Here is a 2281-nt window from a genome sequence, read left to right on the forward strand (position 1 = left end):
GGTCGGTGTCGGGGGCTGCCGGATCGGGGTGTTCCGGGTGGGTGGCCTCGGCGCCGGGCAACGCCGGATCCGCCGCTGTTGTTTCTTCTGGCCGACCGACTTCCGCATCGGTCACTTCCGCATCGATCACTTCCGGCTCGTCCGCGTCAGCCTCGTCCGCGTCAGCCTCGGGCGCGTCGGCCTCGGGCGCCGCGGCGTCGGTCGCCTTCGCCTGCTCGGCGTCCACGTCGGACACCGAGTGCCCCGTGTCGTCCGGCCGGTCGTGACCGGCCTGTGCGTCAGCCGCCGTAGAACCGGTCCCCGCGTCGGCCCCAACTCCGGTACCGCCGCCCTCAAGCCCCTCGGCGGAGCCCTTCGCGGCGTCCCCCACACCCCGCACGTCACCGGACGTGCCGGTCGTGTCGTCGTTGTCGGGTCGCTCGGTGTTCACCGCATCGCTCCTTCGGCTGCGCAACTGTCCCTTGACCCTGACCCGCCCCTGTCAAAGGGGCAGGCGGAAGGGTCGTATCCCGCATCCCCTTTACAGGGGACAGCGATGGGACGCAGCGGGGGAGCGCGCGGTTCCCCTGAACGCGCCGATCGAGCCGACGGGCTCGGAACTCAGTTGCCGTACTCCGACATGCCGTCCAGCAGCCGAGCCGACCTCGACGGCACCGACACGCCGTGGATGAGCGACGGGGACACCGGAAGGGAGACGATCCGGTCGGGTACCGTCCAGTGGGGAGCCATCCGGGCGCAGTCGCCGCGCAGCGCCGCGAGGTCCGCCGCACCTTCGCCTTCGAGGTGGACCGGAGCGGTGAGCGAAACGTTGACCGGAACATCGACCGGAACGGAGCCATCGACTCTGAGGTTCGTCATAGCGGCACCGTAGGCATGCTCGGCCTCGCGAAGAAAGATCTACTATCGGGTAGTTTTGGCCGCTTCAGAGCCGCCGCGCCGACCGGGTAGCGTGAACTGTCAACGCAGCCTCCCTCAGGAGAGTCCTCGCCGTGCGCATCGCAGTCACCGGCTCCATCGCCACCGACCACCTCATGACCTTCCCCGGCCGCTTCGCCGACCAGCTGGTCGCGGACCAGCTGCACACGGTGTCGCTCTCCTTCCTGGTCGACAACCTCGACGTACGCCGGGGCGGCGTCGGCGCCAACATCGCCTTCGGCATGGGCCAGCTCGGCACCGAGCCGATCCTGGTCGGCGCCGCCGGCTCCGACTTCGCCGAGTACCGCGACTGGCTCGACCGCCACGGCGTCGACACGGACTCGGTCCGTATCTCGGAGACGCTGCACACCGCCCGCTTCGTGTGCACCACCGACTCCGACCACAACCAGATCGGCTCCTTCTACACCGGCGCCATGAGCGAGGCCCGCCAGATCGAGCTGAAGACCGTCGCCGACCGCGTGGGCGGTCTCGACCTGGTCCTGATCGGCGCCGACGACCCCGAGGCGATGCTCCGCCACACGGAGGAGTGCCGCACCCGCTCCATCCCCTTCGCCGCGGACTTCTCCCAGCAGATCGCGCGCATGGACGGAGACAACATCCGGATCCTGCTGGAGGGCTCGGCGTACCTCTTCTCGAACGAGTACGAGAAGGGCCTCATCGAGTCCAAGACCGGCTGGAGCGACGAGGAGATCCTGTCCAGGGTCGGCCACCGCGTCACGACGCTCGGCTCGCGCGGTGTCCGCATCGAGAAGGTCGGCATGGACCCGATCGAGGTCGGCTGCGCGGAGGAGGAGCGCAAGGCCGATCCCACGGGCGTCGGCGACGCGTTCCGGGCGGGCTTCCTCTCGGGGCTGGCGTGGGGTGTCTCCCTGGAGCGGGCGGCGCAGGTCGGCTGCATGCTCGCCACGCTGGTCATCGAGACGGTGGGGACGCAGGAGTACCAGTTGCGGCGGGCGCACTTCCTGGACCGCTTCACGAAGGCGTACGGCCATGACGCGGCGGGTGAGGTCCGGGGCTACCTGGGCTGATTCGTCGGATACGGACGCGTGGGGGCGCTTCAGCTGGTCCGGCGGATCACATACGCCGGGCCGGCCTCCTCGCCCACGTACTCCTGCCCCCGCATCTCGCACCACGCCGGAATGTCCAGCCGTGCCGCCTCGTCGTCGGACAGGACCTTGACCGTGCCGCCGATCGGCACATCGCCGATGACCTTGGCGAGCTCGATGACGGGGATCGGGCACCGCTTCCCGAGGGCGTCCACGACAAGGAAGTCGTCTTCCACGACGGTCGTCGGCACATCCGCCCCCACCTTCTCCCGGACCCCCGCCACCGCCCCCGGCAGCAC

3 protein-coding genes and 1 pseudogene are annotated in these 2281 nt (G+C 69.8%); 1 reads left to right on the forward strand and 3 read right to left on the reverse strand.

All coding sequences use genetic code 11. The annotated features are described in order from the left end of the window. Together JHN63_RS50235 and JHN63_RS50240 are read right to left on the reverse strand one after the other, a co-directional pair. Positions 1 to 430 (reverse strand): annotated as a pseudogene (locus tag JHN63_RS50235) (hypothetical protein); the annotation flags it as partial. 170 nt (positions 431 to 600) lie between these two features. Further along, complete coding sequence (locus JHN63_RS50240; protein WP_200691817.1) at positions 601 to 858, reverse strand: hypothetical protein; 258 nt, start codon at positions 856 to 858, stop codon at positions 601 to 603. A 131-nt stretch (positions 859 to 989) separates the two neighbouring features. Here JHN63_RS50240 and JHN63_RS50245 point away from each other — a divergent pair, with 131 nt between their 5' ends. Then, the gene (locus JHN63_RS50245) at positions 990 to 1964 is read left to right on the forward strand and encodes a carbohydrate kinase family protein (RefSeq protein ID WP_200691815.1); all 975 of its coding nucleotides are present in this window, start codon (positions 990 to 992) and stop codon (positions 1962 to 1964) included. A 29-nt stretch (positions 1965 to 1993) separates the two neighbouring features. On the opposite strand, the gene JHN63_RS50250 is transcribed toward JHN63_RS50245, so the two are convergent. Then, positions 1994 to 2281, reverse strand: a 288-nt coding sequence (locus JHN63_RS50250) for a sulfurtransferase TusA family protein (RefSeq protein WP_200691816.1), incomplete at its 5' end; no start/stop codon positions are given.

Origin of the sequence: Streptomyces sp. MBT65 (genome assembly GCF_016612545.1) — a bacterium.
Taxonomy (GTDB): Bacteria; Actinomycetota; Actinomycetes; order Streptomycetales; family Streptomycetaceae; genus Streptomyces.

What these genes read in the sequence shown, in the direction of transcription:
- JHN63_RS50240 (WP_200691817.1), bottom strand. Translation starts at nt 858, where the DNA reads ATGACGAACCTCAGAGTCGATGGCTCCGTTCCGGTCGATGTTCCGGTC.